Here is a 1,416-nt window from a genome sequence, read left to right as displayed (position 1 = left end):
AAAATTCTGTGAATCTGTGGCTAATTTTTACACCAAGACTACACCAAGTGATAAAATAAAAAATTTGCGAATTTGCGGCGTTCACTTTTACGCCACTAATGCACCAATTATTGAATCAAATGAGAAATCTGTGAATCTGTGGCTAATTTTCACACCACGACTACAGCAAGTGATCAAATAAAAAATTTGCGAATTTGCGGCGTTCACTTTTACGCCACTAATGCACCAATTATTGAATCAAATAAAAAATCTGTGAATCTGTGGCTAATTTTCACACCAAGACTACACCAAGTACTCAAATAAAAAATTTGCGAATTTGCGGTGTTCACTTTTACGCCACTAATGCACCAATTATTGAATCAAATAAAAAATCTGTGAATCTGTGGCTAATTTTCACACCAAGACTACACCAAGTACTCAAATAAAAAATTTGCGAATTTGCGGTGTTCACTTTTACGCCACTAATGCACCAATTATTGAATCAAATAAAAAATCTGTGAATCTGTGGCTAATTTTCACACCAAGACTACACCAAGTACTCAAATAAAAAATTTGCGAATTTGCGGCGTTCACTTTTACGCCACTAATACACCAATTATTGAATCAAATAAAAAATCTGTGAATCTGTGGCTAATTTTTACACCAAGACTACACCAAGTACTCAAATAAAAAATTTGCGAATTTGCGACGTTCACTTTTACGCCACTAATGCACCAATTATTGAATCAAATAAGAAATCTGTGAATCTGTGGCTAATTTTTACACCAAGACTACACCAAGTACTCAAATAAAAAATTTACGAATTTGCGGTGTTCACTTTTACGCCACTAATGCACCAATTATTGAATCAAATAAAAATTCTGTGAATCTGTGGCTAATTTTTACACCAAGACTACACCAAGTGATAAAATAAAAAATTTGCGAATTTGCGGCGTTCACTTTTACGCCACTAATGCACCAATTATTGAATCAAATGAGAAATCTGTGAATCTGTGGCTAATTTTCACACCACGACTACAGCAAGTGATCAAATAAAAAATTTGCGAATTTGCGGCGTTCACTTTTACGCCACTAATGCACCAATTATTGAATCAAATAAAAAATCTGTGAATCTGTGGCTAATTTTCACACCAAGACTACACCAAGTACTCAAATAAAAAATTTGCGAATTTGCGGTGTTCACTTTTACGCCACTAATGCACCAATTATTGAATCAAATAAAAAATCTGTGAATCTGTGGCTAATTTTCACACCAAGACTACACCAAGTACTCAAATAAAAAATTTGCGAATTTGCGGCGTTCACTTTTACGCCACTAATGCACCAATTATTGAATCAAATAAAAAATCTGTGAATCTGTGGCTAATTTTTACACCAAGACTACACCAAGTACTCAAATAAAAAATTTGCGAATTT

The 1,416-nt window shown here is 33.8% G+C and carries 1 protein-coding gene; it reads left to right on the top strand.

Annotated features, from left to right (window positions below):
• Positions 1-181 (top strand): hypothetical protein (locus BUC11_RS17095; protein WP_217651044.1); only part of this gene is annotated, 181 nt, incomplete at its 5' end.
• Positions 182-1,416: the final 1,235 nt, after the last annotated feature.

Source organism: Flavobacterium xanthum (assembly GCF_900142695.1).
Taxonomy (GTDB): Bacteria; Bacteroidota; Bacteroidia; order Flavobacteriales; family Flavobacteriaceae; genus Flavobacterium; species Flavobacterium xanthum.
Note: the sequence above shows the minus strand (reverse complement) of the source record. Positions and strands in the feature narration are given on the sequence as shown.